Raw genomic sequence first — 14,360 nt, forward strand, 5'->3', positions numbered from 1 at the left:
GAGCCGATCACGGGCCACTAATCATTCTATGCCTGCTTACTCAAATAACGAGTCTACAAATTCTTTGGGATCGAAGGGCAGAAGATCGCCGGCTTTTTCACCAACGCCGACATAGCGGACGGGTAATCCAAGCTCACGCGAAATGGCAACGACAACTCCGCCCTTGGCGGTGCCGTCAAGTTTGGTGAGTACGATTCCCGTGACTCCCGCCGACTCGGTGAACATGCGGGCCTGCTGCAAGCCATTTTGACCGGTCGTGGCGTCCATTACCAGCAGCGTTTCGTGGGGCGCGCCGGGGATGATGCGTTGCGCGGTGCGCCGCATTTTATCGAGCTCCGACATCAGGCTGGTCTTTGTGTGCAAGCGGCCGGCAGTATCGACGACAACGTAGTCGGACTTGCGGGCAACCGCCGACTGCAGGGCGTCAAATAAGACGGCTGACGGATCGCCTCCGGGTTTGGTCTTGATCACTTCGGTGCCGGTGCGCGAGCCCCAGATTTCGAGTTGATCGATGGCAGCGGCGCGGAAGGTGTCGGCGGCGCAGAGCAACACGTTTTTTCCCTGCGAGCGAAAGACTTGTGAGAGTTTACCGATCGTCGTCGTTTTGCCGGTGCCGTTTACGCCGACTACCAGAATTACCTCCGGCCCATCGACTTTGCTGACTGGGCGAGTGTTCGCAGTGGTCAGAATCGCCAGCAGTTCTTCTTTCAGCAGGCGTTTGAGTTCCTGAACGTCCTTGATCTGCTTGCGGCTGGCCTTGTCGCGCAGCTTGCCGAGAACTTCTTGCGTCGTGGTGTTGCCTAAATCGGCGCCGATGAGCGTGGCCTCGAGGTCATCGAGGGTGCTCGCGTCGATCTCTTTGCCGAAAGAAGCGACCTCGTCGATGCGCTCGGCGAGATTTTCGCGGGTGCGCGTGACCGCCTGCTTCATGCGGTCAAAGAAGCCGGTTTTCTTTTCTTTTTCTTGCTCGAGGCTGCCGAACAGGGTCTGAATCATATAAGACTGCCAAAGTTCGATTATACGGGCAGCTCTTTGCACGTGGCGGGGTGCGCGGGCGGGACGCCCCCGCGACTGCCGGCGGGTCGCCGGCGCTACTTTTTTCCGAACCTTCAATGTGCAGGATTCTGCATACAATTCACGCCGCGTAAATTCAGATTCACGAGCGCATTTACTGGGCGCAGAATCGAAAATATTATGGTATGCTGCTGGCCTGCTGGTTGTCGCGGCAGACGCAGGATCCCCCAGGCTTCTTACTCCCCCCCGGGAATCGCAAAAATCGTTGTGGAGGTTTCGATGAACCGTACGCAGACCCTTGCTCTCCTCGCTCTGACCACTCTGATCGTCATAATTGCGACGCCTGCACTGATTCCGGTGGCCAACGCCGCCATCGAAACCGAGAGTACGCTTTTCACCTTCAGCGAGACCACGAGTTTCTGGCCGCAGGGAGCTCTGATCGAAGACTCGTCCGGGAATTTCTATGGCACGACGCGCGGCGGCGGCACCTACGGCGTGGGAACGGTGTTTGAGTTGTCGCCACCAGTCTCCGGCGGCGCCTGGACGATCACATACCTGTACAATTTTGTCCCCTATGGGAATGCCGCGGGCTACATGCCGATCTCAGATCTCGTGCAAGACAAGAAGGGCGCGTTTTACGGGACCACTTACAGCGGTGGGGATCCGGTATGCAATTGCGGGGGAGTGTACAAGCTGAATCCGCCCGCCGTATTGGGTGGCGCGTGGACTGAGGTGCCTCTCTACGCCTTCAAGCAGAGCGGAGATGGACATCTCCCAACGGCGTACGCCCTGGCCCTGACTTCGACGGGAACCCTCTACGGGACTACGATTCGGGGCGGCACCTGGGACAGCGGAGTGCTCTACGAACTTACGACGAAGAACGGCACCAGTTATACCGAGAGCGTGTTGTATTCGTTCGGAGATACCGGGGACGCCAGCACGCCCAACGGTCCAATTCTTCTGGACTCGAAGGGAGCGCTGTATGGAGTCGCGGCTGCGGGGGGAGCGTTCAATCAAGGGGCGATGTACAAGTATGTACCGGCGGCCAACGGTCAACCGGCGACTGAATCTCTGTTGTATTCCTTTGGAGGTTCGAGTACGACCGGAGCAAGCCCGGCGGGCAGTCTGGTCTTCGATGCGGGTGGGAACATTTACGGTGTGACCAGCTACGGCGGCGCGAATAACTACGGCGTCGTGTATTCCCTGGCCCCGGGAACCGGGACCGAGACCATTCTTTATGCTTTCACTCTGGACTCGGGGGCTTATCCAGTCGCGGGACTTACCTGGAACCACACCAACAATAATCTTTACGGCACCACCAGCAGCCTGAACATGCACCCGGCGGGCGACGGATCGGTCTACAAGTTAGTGCCTCCGGCGGTGAAGGGCGGAGCCTGGACGGAAACGACGCTGTATCAGTTTACCTATCGAATCAACGGCGGATACCTGACGGGGACGGTTACGCTCGACGCCAAGACGGGAGACCTCTACGGTACGGCTCAGAACGGTGGCGTGACGGGATGCGATTTGTTCTGCGGAACCATTTGGCAGATCACTAATCCATAGGCCGCTGACCAGCAAGTCACGGCGCGGATCGGCAGCCGCATCCGCGTCATCCAATCTCTGCGGATTGAAGTCGTCCCTCTGTAAAGAGGCGGCGGACGCGCGCTCGTGCGAAGATAGATGTCGGACTACCATTCCGCCCGGAGCCCATGTCAACGCCAACGCTGCGCAGAGTTTTCAAAGCATTTCAATATCGCGATTTTCGCCTGATGTGGATCGGCGCCTGCATGTCCAGCATTGGCACCTGGATGCAGATTGTGGCGCAGCAATGGCTCATCTACCGGCTGAGTCACTCGGCGTTCCTGCTGGGCCTCGATCAGTTTCTCGCCGGTATTCCAATCTTCTTGCTGTCGCCGCTGGGCGGAGTCGTCGCGGACCGCAAAGAACGGCGAAAAATTCTCACAGCCTCGCAGTACGTTCAGATGGCGAGTGCAGGAACGCTGACTATTCTGGTTGCGCTCGGCCTCACGCATGTCTGGCCGATTCTGTGCCTGTCGTTTGTTTCTGGCCTGGCGCAGGCGTTCGGCGGGCCCGCTTACTCGGCGCTGATTCCTACGCTGGTGGATCAGGAAGACATGCCGAACGCGATCGCGCTGAACTCCATTCAGTTCAATCTGGCGGTGACTGTAGGGCCCGCGCTGGCCGGCGTCACGCTGGCTAAGCTGGGCGAGACATGGTGTTTCGGCCTCAACGCTCTTTCGTTTGTCGCGCCCATCATTTCGCTCGCGATGATCTCGGCGCGATTCGTGCCCCAGATTACGAAGGAGTCGATCTACACCAGCCTGAAGCAGGGCATTCGTTTTCTGTGGGGCCATGGATCGATGGTGGGACTGATCGTGCTGGCATTCCTGATGACGTTTTTGAGCATGCCCATGCGAACCTACATTCCCGTGTTCGTGAAAGATATTTTCCATCGTGGTCCCGAGACGTATGGCAACTTGCTCTCGCTGATGGGTGTGGGATCGATTCTAGGCTCGCTGGGCGTCGCGAGCCTGGGCAACATCTCGAAGAAAGGCCGGTTCGCCCTGGCGATGCTGATTTGTCTGGGCGCCGCGATCGCCGGATTCTCGCTGTCGAAATCGTTACCCCTAAGTTATTCCATGCTGGTCTTTGTGGGCGCGTCGATGATGGCGGTGTTCGCCACCGTGACGTCGCTGGTGCAGTTGATTACGACCAACGAAATGCGCGGGCGGGTGATGAGCGTTTACAACTGGGCGTTCCGCGGAGGCATGCCGATGGGCAATCTGATGACTGGGTGGCTGGTACCGATGTTCACCGCGCCGATTGTCTTGGGGGCGAACGGGTTGATCCTTATTCTGGTGGCGGGATATTTTCTGGTGGTGCAGCGAAGAGTGGCGGCGTTGTAACGCGAACCACCGGCTAAAGCCCGTAAACAATCTGCGGGTTTTTACGCGGCCCTAAAGGGCCGCTCTTCCACGGCCGTGCGGTTATGCTCACCAATGCCCCCAGGATCAGGCTTTTAGTCGCAGCCACTTGATTCTTAACTCCTCGTCGCTGGAGATGGTTCCGTTGGAGCGGCAGTTCGCCAGGTGCGAAATGTTCGCCATGATAATCGACATGCCGTTCTGTAGGCGGACAAACATGACAGCGTCATTTTCCGGGGAGAAGTACACTTTGTCGAGACTGTTGTGCGCGCCATAGCCTTGCTGAATTATGGTGAGAACGGCAGTCTCGCCTTCCGTTAGATCTCGTCTCTTAGTTAGCGTGGGCATGGAATAGTCCCGTGCCAATTATATAACTCGATCGGTGTGACGTGATTCTCGGACTTCGCTGTGCGCGCGAGATCCCTCTCTTCGCCTGAAGAACGGCTCCGCTCGGGATGACCCGAAGCGGTGAGGATTGCAGCGCTGGATCGTGGCGCTAGACTCGGCTTCGTTCCAGGGGCGCGCCTTCGGCGGGAGCAGACGGAGCAGCGACAGCGGCCGCCACGGGGACGGCGGGCGCCTCGGTGGGCGGAGTTGCGATGGGGCGCCGGATGGTGAAGCGTTGAATCTTGATCTCGCCGCGGGCGCAGACTGCGAGCAGCGCCTCGACTGCCTTGGGATCAAGGCGTTTGCCAGCGAGGTTCTTGATAATCTGCAAGGCCTGCTCTGGGGTGTGCGCCTGCTGGTACGGTCGGTTCGTGGTCAAGGCGTCGAAGGTGTCGCCGACGGCGATCACGCGGGCTAACAGAGGAATCTGATCGCCCTGAAGTCCATAGGGATATCCGCGGCCGTCGAGCGCCTCGTGATGCAACTCGATGCCCGGAAGCATTTCTGCCAGTTGCGTGACGGGGCGCAGAATGTTCGCCCCTTTGGTGGTGTGCGTCTTCATTACTTCGAATTCTTCTTCGGTGAGTGCGCCGGGCTTTTTCAGAATGTGATCTTCAATCCCGATTTTGCCTACGTCGTGCAGTTGGGCAGAGATGCGCAGGGTCTCCAGGAAGGAATCGGGCAGCTTCATCTCCTTGGCGACCAGCAGAGAATAGCGGGTTACGCGGTCGGAGTGGCCGCGCGTGTAGGGATCTTTTTCGTCGACGGCACCGGCGAGCATCTGGATGGAGCCCATAAATAACTCGCGATTTTCTTCGGCGGCGCGTTTGAGGTCTTCTACGAAATGCTCGAGTTCATCCGACATGGTATTGAAAGTGTGGGCGAGTTCGCCGATTTCGGTGCGGCTCCAGAGATTGACGCGCTGCGAAAAGTCTCCACGCGCCAGGGCCCGACTGGATTGGGTGAGTACCTGCAACGGATTGGTGATGCGCCGCGCGGCGACAATGCTGACGAAGATGCTCAAGAAGACCGCCAGCAACGCAAGCAAGCGGGCCGTGCGCTGCATTTCGATGACGCCGCGATAGGCCTCGTCGCGCGGTTTCTGAACCACCACCGCCCAGTTCAGCGACATGACGGGGCTGTAGGTGCCCAGCATTTGGACCCGCTCAGAGCCGTTGTCGACGGCGAACTCGCGCGTCTCAGCCAGTTGGGCTTTGTTGCCGCCATCGACGAAATTGCGAACGATGTCGATCTTCTTCATGTCCTGCCCAGTGGCGAAACCGGGAGTGGTCGCGGCCACGAGGCGGCCCTGGGAATCGACGACGTATGGGGTGAGTCCGCCGCCGGCGACTTCTTGCAACCGGCGAATCAGGAATTGCAGGTCGACGACGGAAGCAATCATTCCCAGAAAACGCGTTCCGTACTTCACTGGATAGCTCACGACAAATACTGTGCGCGCCGATTTTCCTTCGCCGACGGCGAGAGCCTGGCCGTTGTATTCGCGGCCATCGCGGGCGGCGGCGTAGGCTCGTTCGAGTTCGCGGTTCAGAAAAGCGTCGGGCGCGATGCGTCCGGCGGAGATGCCTTTGGCATCGGAGTTCAGCAGGGTCGCGTAGGCAATCTCGTCTGAAGACGAAACGAAGTTTTCCAGCAGCGCCCGCAGTTCCGGAGCTTGAATATTGGTCTCGCCAATGTCGCCGCCGCTGGCGACCTGGATCGCCGACGACAGATTGGCCAGCATCATGTGCAGAGAGCGCTCATGCTGCGCCAGATCGTCGGCGAGCGAACGCGTCACCGTATTCTGCAAGAGCATCTCGTTGGTCTTCAGGCGGTCCCGGTTAATGGCCTCGACTTGCGCCGAGTAGAAATACATGGGGACGATGCTGATCAACAGAAGCACACCGAGAATTACATACAGAATCGGGATGCGGGCGTGATTCGGAGCGCTATCGGGCAAGAATCTCCCTTCACTTCTCGCAGACGCCGAAAGGCGAAATGGCGGCGGCTTTCAAGGTGACCTTAAAATTCTAATGGGAGAAGTTGGGGGCGGAACGAAAAGCAGGAGAGGTGGGCGTTACGAAAGTAATTTCGCGAGCGGTACTCGTCGAAATCCGGAGCGGGTCATCCCGAAGCCCCGTGTTTTCTCCAGCGGGCGAGGGATCTCGCAGCGACCGACCCCAATGTTCATCCGTTACAGACATAAGCGGCGCTCTTGTAGTAAAGGGAAAAGAATGGCAAAGCTATTCTTCGTTTACATCATGACGAACCGGCCGGATTCCGCAGTGCTCTACGCCGGCATAACGGGCGACCTCGTGCGTCGCGTCTGGCAGCACAAGAACAAGTTGGTTCCCGGCTTTACGAGCCGCTATAACCTGACTCGGCTCGTCTGGTACGAGCAATTTTGTTATCCTGATGCCGCCATCAACCGCGAAAAGGAAATCAAGGGCTGGCGGCGAAGCAAAAAGATCAGACTCATCGACTCCGTGAATCCCCGATGGGAAGACTTGGCCAAAGACTGGCAAAACCTGTACAAGCATGCCCCCGACGCTGATCAGCAGGGAGATCCCTCGCCCCGCTGGAGAAAACGCGGGGCTTCGGGATGACGCCTTCGTGACAATGTCTTTGTAGAGGATTGGTGTCGGCAGCTGTTGCCGCAGGTTATTCGGAATTCACTCGTTCACGAGCTTCTTCAGATCTTTCCATCCAATAAGAATCACGTGATTCTCTTCCAACGCCTTCTTGAATTCCGGGCTGGTGACGGCGTCGTAATCACGCTGGCGCCAGGCGGCGCCGTAGTCGGGATGGTCTACGGTGACGGCTTGCAGTTCGGCATCATCGTGGCCGAGGTGAACGATGATTTCGGTGAGGCCGGGCTTCAGGTTCTTGATGGCGTTGAGGTAGAAAGTTTTCCAGTTCGCGGCGGCAACGGAAGGATTGGCAATCACTATGGCGTCCAAGAGGATATCTTTGTCAGTCAGCGAGGAGAGAAGCGCCGGCGTCGCGTCGGGCGTCCGAACCGCCAGGAAAGGCAGCTTGTATTCATGCGCAACTTTGACGTAGACCGCGAAGAGCTCGGGGCGCGCGAAGAGCACGCCCATGTGGCTGTCGAGATGCGTGGGATGGATTCCCATGACGAGGGCGCGTTCGACTTGAGCGCGAATTTCGCGCTCGGCTTCTTCCGGTTTGATATTGCTCGCGGCTGGCTCGGTCTCAGGCCAAAGATATCCGGAGGGATCGTAGAGGCTGGGAACTTTGTCTTTGGATGCGACCGAGCCCCAGCGATAAGTTTTCCATTCGCTGCTCAAGGTCAAGTGCAGGCCGAGGTCGGCGTCGGGGTGAGCCTTGGCGTAATCGGCGACTTCGGTCAGCCAGGGACAGGGAACCATAATGCTGGCGGAGGTCACCGCATGTTGATCGAGCGCATCGATGCTGGCGGCATCTTCAGAGTGAGCGACGGCGAGATCGTCGGCATGGATGATGAGCAGCTTCGCATCGCGCGGGTAGCCGAGGCGTTCGGCGATGGCTTTGGTTTGTGCGGCTGCGGTTACAGATGACAGGAGCAGGAGGATAATGAAGGTGATCGTGGCCAGACTCATGGAAAGGGCTCCCGGAGGTAGTGGAATCGTAAAGCGTAACACGGGGCGGGGCTGTGGGTCCGAGCACCGCCAGCCGGCGCATCCGGGCGATCAGTGAAATGACGGTGTTACGCCCATTTGGCTTTCCGAGCATTGACTTACGCCCCTTCCGAGCCAATGCGCAACGATTCAAATCCGGTGGTACGGCATCGGCTATACTCCTTCAACTGGAGGGAGAGATCACGTGAAAAGTTGCCTTACTCTCTTATTTGTTCTTCTGGCAGGATGGATTCAAGCTCAGTCAAATCCGCACGGGACGGCGGCACGAGTTGAGCCTAAGCCCTGCAACGCGCAAGTGACATTCTGTTGGTATGGTCCCGATGCACCGATACATGACGAGATTAGAGCTTATGGTAGTGGCTGGGCGGTTCAGGGCCAAAGCGTCACCAGCGTGGAAGCAGTGGTTGAAATCCGATGCGTGAAGTCTTTGGGCGTGTGTATTCGCGCAAGTAGCGTCATCCGGAAGGGTAAGACAGAGCCTGACATAGATCTCTTCTATGTCACAAGTTGGGAGCCTTCGAAAGTCGAAGCTAAGGCCGAGGGCAGTGGCTGCGAGGAAGTTACTCTGGATTTAAACCGAATGGAGGAGAGTGCAACCGTGATTTCCCGACCAAACAGTGCGGCCAATTCACAATTCTGTGCTCAACTGAAGCTCAAAACAGTTACGTACACTTTGGCTCAGTAGCTGTGTCAGCGGTAAGGGTCGCTCCCATATAAATTGAGTTCGCATACTTCCTGCAAACGTCGTTTATGCTCACGATCCAGTCTGCGAGTGATGGCGTGAGTTACTACAACTACTCAGTTTCTTTTGCACACCACAAACTATCCACCCGCCTCGCTCTTCCCGCTTCGCGCCATCAGCACCTGAATCGCTTCTCGCGGAGATTTCCCCTCATGCAGGATGGCGTGCATTTGCTCGGTGATGGGCATCTCTACGCCGCGGGCGTGGGCGAGGCCGACGGCGGCGGAGGTGGTGAAGACGCCCTCGGCGACCATGCCGTGCATGCCCGCGATAATGTCTGTGAGTTTGCGTCCGCGGCCGAGTTCGACTCCTACGCTGCGATTGCGCGACAGGCCGCCGGTGCAGGTGAGCACGAGATCGCCGAGTCCGGCGAGGCCTGCCATGGTTTCGGCTCGTCCTCCACAAGCCACGACCAGTCGAGTCATCTCCGCGAGGCCGCGCGTGATCAGCGCTGCAACCGAGTTATGGCCGAAGCCCAGGCCGTCGCAAATTCCGGCGGCGATGGCGACGATATTTTTCAACGCTCCGCCTAACTCTACGCCAATGACGTCGCTGTTCGTGTAAACGCGGAAGGCAGGATCGCTGAACTCCTGCTGCACGGTGCGCAGCAAATCGGCATTCTGCGAGGCGATGGTGATTGCCGTGGGGTCGCCGCGAGCGACTTCGTGTGCGAACGAAGGCCCGCTGAGCGCTCCCACCGCTTGAGCGATGCCGTCCTCGCGCTTCAGCACTTGTCCGATCACTTCGGTCATGCGCAGCAGCGAGCCCTCTTCCAAGCCTTTAGTTGCGCTGACGATCAGGGTGTCCGGCTCGATCAACGGCCGCATGCGCTCGAACAGCCCACGGCAGTGTTGCGAAGGCATAACGCTGACGACGATCTGCGCTCCAGCGAGCGTCGCAGCCAGATCGTTGCTGGCGGAAACCGACTCCGGGATGCGATGCCCGGGAAGAAATTTATCGTTGACCCGATGGTTCGCGATCGAGGCGCAGACTTCCGGCTCGTGAGCCCAGAGACGTACGCGATGCGTTCCTTTGCGTCCAAGCACGATGGCGAGGCCCGTGCCCCACGCGCCTCCGCCGATGACCGCGATTTCACTCATGCGCGCCTCGACCCAATGCGATGCTCTGTGCCTGCCAGCAGCCGGACAATGTTTGCGCTGTGCTTCAGGACGATGAGCGCCGATGTGAGCGCCATGAGCACGAGCGCCAGCGGGGCGCCCCCGTATTCGTGCAGAAGCAGTGCGGCGTTCGGGAAGGCTGCGACGGCGGCAATCGATCCCAGCGAAACGTAACGGAAGATGAGTACCAGCACCAGAAAAATAACGGCGGAGGCAAGCACGGATTTGGGTGCGATCATGACAAACGCGCCAAGGCTGGTGGCCACGCCTTTTCCTCCGCTGAAGTTCAGCCAGATGGGAAGCATGTGGCCTACGACGGCGAAGAATGCGGCGAGGGCTGCCCAGATGGCAAAGTCTGGCGATGAGTGCGCCATTCCGTGCCAGGGGATTGGAGAGAGCGAGATTTGTTCGGAAAGTGGTCGGCTCACAATGACGCCGACGGACACAGCAGCGGCTCCTTTAAGGGCGTCGAGCAGAAGGGTCAGCACGCCGAGCGCGGGGGACTTGCGCGAGACATTGGTCGCGCCGATGTTGCCGCTGCCGGTTCGGCGGACATCTTCGCCACGAAAGAGGCGGACCAGAAGATAGCCGAAAGGGATCGAGCCCAGCAGATAGCTTGCGGCGGCGATGATCAGAAATCTCGGCATATTGGAACGCCGTCGATTTTCGCGATATTGCCCGCGGCGTGGGCGAGACGCCCCCGCGACAGCCGGCGAGACGCCAGCGCTACTTCGGCGCTACTTTAAATCAAATCGCGCCAGCCTGGTGTACTTCGATGCTCTGGGGGAGAGCTGGCTCTGGTACAAAAAAAACTCGCGGGCCGCCATCATACCAAACTCTGGAGTGGGCAGCGCAGCAAGTTTTTCCTGGAGATGGTGAAACGTGCGATTCGGGCGATCTCCCTTGCGCCAGCGCGGGGACCCAGAACCGCCTGCGCCGCGCGCCAACGTCAGATGTGGATTGAATGGGCGGTCTTCTCCTGGAACTCCGAGCGACGCCATGGTTTCATCGACTGCCGCTGCCAATGCCGCGAGTTCGGGGCCGGATTCCATGCCAACCCAGAAGACACGCGGAGATTTCGCGGTAGGGAAGAAGCCGTAGCCGCGAAAATAAATTTCCGGCGAGCTCGCCCGAATCGCACTCAATGCCTGCTTCATCGGATCGATCGCTGACTCCGGCTGCTCGCCGATAAATTTCAGAGTGACGTGCAGCGATTCCGGTTTCGCCCAGCGCGCGTCGGGCGCGAATCCTCTTACGCCCGCGATGAATCGCATGATACGCTCACGGATTGCGTCGTTGATGTCGAGAGCGATGAAGAGGCGCATGAGACAGCTGCTAGCTTCTGGCTCCTAGCTTCTAGCTTGAAGCAGTTCACCATTCACCCCGACCATTAGAACGCTGATGGCCGCCTTCGCTAGCAGCTAGAAGCTGCGTTCCTCACATCAATTTCTTCCTCACCATATCCAACGCCATAGTGGAGGCGAAGCGGCGGATGCGTTTGCGGTCGCCGGGGAAATTTCGTTGCACGACTTCGGTTCCGTGGTCGCCCGCCACGGCGTGAAACACGATGCCCACGGGCTTTTCAGGCGATCCGCCGTTGGGCCCGGCCACTCCCGTGATGCCGACGCCGAAGGTCGATTCGCAACGGTAGCGGATGCCCTCGGCCAGAGCCGCTGCGACTTCGCGGCTGACGGCCCCGTGGCGGTCGATCATTTCCGCAGGCACGCCGGCGAACTCGGTCTTGAGCGCGTTCGAGTAGACAACGGCGCCGCCCAGAAAATATCGCGAGCTGCCGCTCACCGACGTGATGCGTTCGGCGAGCAGGCCCCCGGTGCAGGATTCGGCCACAGCCAGGGTGGCGTTGCGCATTTGTAGCCAGTAGCCGACGATCTGTTCCAGCGATTCGCCATTGCGGGAGAAGACGGCGTCGTCGAGTTCGTCTTCGCACAAGCCGGCGACTTCATCGACGCGTCGTTGCGCGGCATCCCGCGTAGAGGCGCGGGTTTTGAAGTGCAATTCGATTTCTCCGGCGCCGGCGAGAATCGTGGTCTCGACGTCAGAGTAGCGTTTGTAGATGGGAGCGACCCGCGCGTCGACTGCCGATTCGCCCAGCATCGCGATCTTTAATGTACGAATCGAAATAAAAGCCGGAGGAATTTTTGTTCGCAGGCGCTCGCGCACTTCGCCTTCGAACAGAGCCTTGAGTTCATGCGGAGGCCCGGGGAGCAGGACGATGATGTATTCGCGGCCGTCGAACTGGCCGCTAAGCCATTGACCGGGTGCGGTTCCATTCATGTTCGGGAGCACCGCAGCGCCGTCGAGCACATCGGCTTGCTTGGCGTTGTTGGCGGACATCTTCCAGCCGCGCTCGGCGAATCGCCGCTCGAGACGGGACAAAATCTCAGGATCGCGCCGCAGCGTCAGGCCGAGTGCTTCCGCGAGGGCCTCGCGGGTGAGATCGTCTTCTGTAGGTCCGAGGCCGCCGCTGAAAATCAGAATGTCAGAGCGGAACAGCCCATGCTGCGCCGCGGCGACGAGTCGCCGTAGATCGTCGCCGACAACGCTTTTGAAAATTACATCGACGCCCAGCAGATTCAGTTGCTCGGTCAGGTAGAGCGAGTTGGTATCCATGCGGTGAGGTGTGAGCATCTCGGAACCCACCGCGATGATTTCGGCGTTCACGTGAGTAGAAGTTTAAATGAAAAGCGGCGTGCAGAGGGCCGGAACCTTGCTGTATCGATCGCGCGAACAGAAGCAGATTCCTCACTTCGTTCGGAATGACAATTCCTTTTAAGCAGACTATTCCGGCCACAGTGGCAGACCCTGAATATTCCACACGAGGTGATGCACACTGTTATTCGTCGCGAGAATGACGGACGGGCCGGGTGCGAATGCCAGGCCGACCAGACCCTGTCCGGCGACTTCGAGATTGGATAATCCGTCGGGATCGATTTTCACGATGCCGCGTGTGCCCGAAAGCGAGGCGGCCACGTAGAGATTGCCATTTACGTCGAAGGCAAGTCCTTGCGGTCGCCCCAGGCCCTTGTAAAACGTGCTGACGGTTCCCGCGGGATCTATCTTGTATACGCGATCGGTTGGGCCGGTCACGAACAGATTGCCCTGGGGGCTGAACGCCAAATGATAGGCAGAGACGCTGGCCTCAAGCGTGGCAAAGACAAAAACCTGCTGGTCGCGGGAGATTTTGAAAATCGTGCCGTTGCGGTCGCCGACATAAAGACTCTGCTCGCGATCGAAGGCGATGCCGGTGGCCACGCCCATGCCTTCCGCGTAGGTGGTCATGGCGCCGCCGGGGGTCACGCGATAGACAGCGCCGTCGAAGCGGGAAGAGACATACATTTGTCCCTCACGGTCGAAAGCGATGGCCGTGGCATTCATCATGTCGGACACGAAGGGTTTGACTTTATAGTTGGTGTCGATCTTATAGATCGAGACTGGAACCTTTTGGCCGCGCGATCCGGAAAATGTCACGTACAGGTTGCCCTCGGGGTCGAGCGCCGGATTAGTCACGGGATGAAGATTTTCGGCGATAGGGACTGCCACCGCCACCGGGTGGGAATTGCTGACGCGGCCGTCAGTGGCGACCACGACGGGGCCTGAGATTGCGCCTTCGGGGACGCGTGCGACCAGAAAGGCATCGGAGCTTACGACGAGGGATCCTTCGAAGGCGCCAAATTTTACTTTCGGACGATGCAGATCTTGAGGCCGCAGACCGGACCCGGTAATGCGGAGTTCGCCTCCAGCCAAAGCCGCCGAGGGCGCGACCATTTCGATGCGCGGCCCTCCGTTGACGTTTTTCTTGCCGAGAATGCGGTCGGAAAGGCTCATGAAAAGTACCGAGTAGCGAATACCGAGTAGCGACGTAGCGAGTACGAAGAGCGATTTTCTCTCGGTACCCGATACTCGCAACTCGGTACTAGTTTAGTAGCCGGAAATGCAGCAGGAGATGCATCACCACGAATGCGAGAACCCCTGCGGCGACGTCGTCGAGCACGATTCCGGAGCCCTCTGGAAGTGTTTCCAGTTGCCGTACCGGGGGCGGCTTGACGATATCGAACGCTCTAAAAAGTATAAAACCCGCGAGGAAAGTTTTCCACGTGAGGGGGACGGCGATAAGGGCAATCAGTTGTCCGGCGACTTCGTCGATTACTACGAACTGGGGATCTTTCGCGGCTGATGCGCGCGCTACGTGGGTGGCGGCGGGAATGCCGATTAGAGTAACGAATGTTGCAGCCGCGACAGCAACCGGAGTTCGCAGCGAGGCAGCCAGGAAGTGCGCGACCGCGGCCCAGACTGCGACCGTTGCAAGCGATCCCCAGGTGCCGGGCCCGGGGTGGAGCCGGCCGATTCCGAAGAAGGTCGCAACCAGAGTTGCCCACAGCGGTGCGCGTGGGCGGGACGCCCCCGCGACAGCCGGCGGGACGCCGGCGCTACGGTCGGGAGGCGGTGCGGTCGCTGACGACTTGATTGATGCCATGGTTGTTGATGCGTCCTTCGT

13 protein-coding genes are annotated in these 14,360 nt (G+C 59.1%); 3 read left to right on the top strand and 10 right to left on the bottom strand.

Features of this window, described 5'->3' with window-relative positions; genetic code table 11:
- Positions 1 to 36: 36 nt before the first annotated feature.
- Positions 37 to 996: a signal recognition particle-docking protein FtsY gene (ftsY, locus tag VGM18_19260; GenBank protein ID HEY3975154.1), complete on the bottom strand. Its 960-nt coding sequence runs from the start codon at positions 994 to 996 to the stop codon at positions 37 to 39.
- A gap of 297 nt (positions 997 to 1,293) precedes the next feature.
- On the opposite strand from ftsY, the gene VGM18_19265 reads away from it, so the two are divergent.
- The gene (locus VGM18_19265) at positions 1,294 to 2,580 is read left to right on the top strand and encodes a choice-of-anchor tandem repeat GloVer-containing protein (GenBank protein ID HEY3975155.1); all 1,287 of its coding nucleotides are present in this window, start codon (positions 1,294 to 1,296) and stop codon (positions 2,578 to 2,580) included.
- Between the two features lie 146 nt (positions 2,581 to 2,726).
- On the top strand, positions 2,727 to 3,944 hold the full coding sequence (locus VGM18_19270; protein HEY3975156.1) for an MFS transporter: 1,218 nt from the start codon (positions 2,727 to 2,729) through the stop codon (positions 3,942 to 3,944).
- 105 nt (positions 3,945 to 4,049) lie between these two features.
- Here VGM18_19270 and VGM18_19275 read toward each other — a convergent pair whose 3' ends face one another.
- Both VGM18_19275 and VGM18_19280 read right to left on the bottom strand, forming a co-directional pair.
- A complete protein-coding gene (locus VGM18_19275) occupies positions 4,050 to 4,310 on the bottom strand; it encodes a hypothetical protein (protein ID HEY3975157.1) in 261 nt (86 codons plus the stop codon).
- Positions 4,311 to 4,458: 148 nt separating this feature from the next.
- On the bottom strand, positions 4,459 to 6,306 hold the full coding sequence (locus tag VGM18_19280; GenBank protein HEY3975158.1) for an HD domain-containing phosphohydrolase: 1,848 nt from the start codon (positions 6,304 to 6,306) through the stop codon (positions 4,459 to 4,461).
- A gap of 274 nt (positions 6,307 to 6,580) precedes the next feature.
- Here VGM18_19280 and VGM18_19285 point away from each other — a divergent pair, with 274 nt between their 5' ends.
- Positions 6,581 to 6,952, top strand: coding sequence for a GIY-YIG nuclease family protein (locus tag VGM18_19285; GenBank protein ID HEY3975159.1), 372 nt, complete (start codon positions 6,581 to 6,583; stop codon positions 6,950 to 6,952).
- A 66-nt stretch (positions 6,953 to 7,018) separates the two neighbouring features.
- Here VGM18_19285 and VGM18_19290 read toward each other — a convergent pair whose 3' ends face one another.
- From VGM18_19290 to VGM18_19320, 7 genes are all read right to left on the bottom strand, one after another.
- Positions 7,019 to 7,945 (bottom strand): polysaccharide deacetylase family protein, encoded by a 927-nt coding sequence (locus VGM18_19290; GenBank protein ID HEY3975160.1) that lies wholly within the window; start codon positions 7,943 to 7,945, stop codon positions 7,019 to 7,021.
- Between the two features lie 861 nt (positions 7,946 to 8,806).
- Positions 8,807 to 9,826 carry an NAD(P)H-dependent glycerol-3-phosphate dehydrogenase gene (locus VGM18_19295; GenBank protein HEY3975161.1) on the bottom strand — a complete coding sequence of 340 codons (1,020 nt, stop codon included), beginning with the start codon at positions 9,824 to 9,826 and terminating at the stop codon, positions 8,807 to 8,809.
- A complete protein-coding gene (gene plsY, locus VGM18_19300; protein ID HEY3975162.1) occupies positions 9,823 to 10,491 on the bottom strand; it encodes a glycerol-3-phosphate 1-O-acyltransferase PlsY in 669 nt (222 codons plus the stop codon). Before plsY ends, VGM18_19295 begins: the two co-directional genes overlap by 4 nt.
- 90 nt (positions 10,492 to 10,581) lie before the next feature.
- Positions 10,582 to 11,169 (bottom strand): RNA 2',3'-cyclic phosphodiesterase, encoded by a 588-nt coding sequence (gene thpR / locus VGM18_19305; GenBank protein HEY3975163.1) that lies wholly within the window; start codon positions 11,167 to 11,169, stop codon positions 10,582 to 10,584.
- A gap of 112 nt (positions 11,170 to 11,281) precedes the next feature.
- Positions 11,282 to 12,526, bottom strand: a complete 1,245-nt coding sequence (locus VGM18_19310; protein HEY3975164.1) for a competence/damage-inducible protein A — start codon at positions 12,524 to 12,526, stop codon at positions 11,282 to 11,284.
- 117 nt (positions 12,527 to 12,643) lie between these two features.
- Positions 12,644 to 13,690: a gluconolaconase gene (locus VGM18_19315; protein HEY3975165.1), complete on the bottom strand. Its 1,047-nt coding sequence runs from the start codon at positions 13,688 to 13,690 to the stop codon at positions 12,644 to 12,646.
- Positions 13,691 to 13,778: 88 nt separating this feature from the next.
- Complete coding sequence (locus VGM18_19320; GenBank protein ID HEY3975166.1) at positions 13,779 to 14,339, bottom strand: phosphatidylglycerophosphatase A; 561 nt, start codon at positions 14,337 to 14,339, stop codon at positions 13,779 to 13,781.
- Positions 14,340 to 14,360 lie beyond the last annotated feature (21 nt).

This window comes from Candidatus Sulfotelmatobacter sp. (genome assembly GCA_036500765.1).
Taxonomy (GTDB): Bacteria; Acidobacteriota; Terriglobia; order Terriglobales; family Acidobacteriaceae; genus Sulfotelmatobacter.

Bases quoted from the DNA above. Each gene is read 5' to 3' on its own strand.
- ftsY (HEY3975154.1), bottom strand. From the start codon at position 996: ATGATTCAGACCCTGTTCGGCAGCCTCGAGCAAGAAAAAGAAAAGAAA.
- VGM18_19265 (HEY3975155.1), top strand. From the start codon at position 1,294: ATGAACCGTACGCAGACCCTTGCTCTCCTCGCTCTGACCACTCTGATC.
- VGM18_19270 (HEY3975156.1), top strand. From the start codon at position 2,727: ATGTCAACGCCAACGCTGCGCAGAGTTTTCAAAGCATTTCAATATCGC.
- VGM18_19275 (HEY3975157.1), bottom strand. From the start codon at position 4,310: ATGCCCACGCTAACTAAGAGACGAGATCTAACGGAAGGCGAGACTGCC.
- VGM18_19285 (HEY3975159.1), top strand. From the start codon at position 6,581: ATGGCAAAGCTATTCTTCGTTTACATCATGACGAACCGGCCGGATTCC.
- VGM18_19290 (HEY3975160.1), bottom strand. From the start codon at position 7,945: ATGAGTCTGGCCACGATCACCTTCATTATCCTCCTGCTCCTGTCATCT.
- VGM18_19295 (HEY3975161.1), bottom strand. From the start codon at position 9,826: ATGAGTGAAATCGCGGTCATCGGCGGAGGCGCGTGGGGCACGGGCCTC.
- plsY (HEY3975162.1), bottom strand. From the start codon at position 10,491: ATGCCGAGATTTCTGATCATCGCCGCCGCAAGCTATCTGCTGGGCTCG.
- thpR (HEY3975163.1), bottom strand. From the start codon at position 11,169: ATGCGCCTCTTCATCGCTCTCGACATCAACGACGCAATCCGTGAGCGT.
- VGM18_19315 (HEY3975165.1), bottom strand. From the start codon at position 13,690: ATGAGCCTTTCCGACCGCATTCTCGGCAAGAAAAACGTCAACGGAGGG.
- VGM18_19320 (HEY3975166.1), bottom strand. From the start codon at position 14,339: ATGGCATCAATCAAGTCGTCAGCGACCGCACCGCCTCCCGACCGTAGC.